Raw genomic sequence first — 845 nt, forward strand, 5'->3', positions numbered from 1 at the left:
GGACAGACTAGGGGGGTTAACTTTCGATTCACGGGATGTCTTACACGCGCTTAAGTATGTGGAGGACGTCGCCAAGACCGACTTGCAGAGAGTCGTTGAGCGGCTTGAGGAGGCGATAAACTCGAAAACCCCCTTGGTTATTTTAAACACGTCAAGGTTCAAGGAAGGCGACACATTAGATCCAGGTAGGGCCAAGATCGCGTATTACGCCGCCCTGGCTCTCGACGCGTGGCTTCGGAAAAACGGCTATGAATACGGTCTAGCCGTCACATCGATCTACACAGACCCGCCGATGGCTGTGAGCTTTGAGATGGGGCGGAGGGGGAGGTACGTAGAGCGTCTCACCGTGCAGTCGATGATCGGGGGCGAGCGCGACTTTATAGTCACAATGCTGGGGAAGGAGTACTCCACAGATGCCTATGAGGAATACGCCACGCTGTATGCAAGGGAGCCTGAGCTTTTGAACGTCCAGCTCAGCAGACACCGCAGGCTTCAGGTAGTTGTTGGGTGCGTCAGTTGCCTCACTAAGTTCAAGCCTAGGCCGGGGAGGGTGAGGGACGAGCGGATAAAGACAACTGGGAAGGCCATGTTGGACCTGGTACATGATGGAAAGGCTGTCTACTATGACTTTGGGTGATGTCTGCCAACTACTGGGCTGATAAGCCTATTCACAGACTGCTCGTCTATACGGAGCATGGCCTCACTCCGGAGGTGGTTGATGAGTTCTTTAGCTCGGTGGAGTGTGGTGAGGTTGTGGACCCCTTCGTGGGGTCGGGAACCGTGGGCGTGGAGGCCCTTAGGAGGGGGTGGAGGTTTCTGGGGATAGACAGCAACCCAGCCGCAGT

At 55.6% G+C, this 845-nt stretch carries 2 pseudogenes; both read left to right on the forward strand.

From position 1 onward, the window contains the following. Positions 1-637: pseudogene (locus ACP5J3_RS14935) on the forward strand (hypothetical protein); the annotation flags it as partial. Beyond that, positions 637-845 (forward strand): annotated as a pseudogene (locus ACP5J3_RS14940) (hypothetical protein); the annotation flags it as partial. The pseudogenes ACP5J3_RS14935 and ACP5J3_RS14940, both read left to right, overlap by 1 nt.

The organism is Pyrobaculum sp. (genome assembly GCF_049971835.1).
In the GTDB taxonomy this organism is placed as follows: domain Archaea; phylum Thermoproteota; class Thermoprotei; order Thermoproteales; family Thermoproteaceae; genus Pyrobaculum.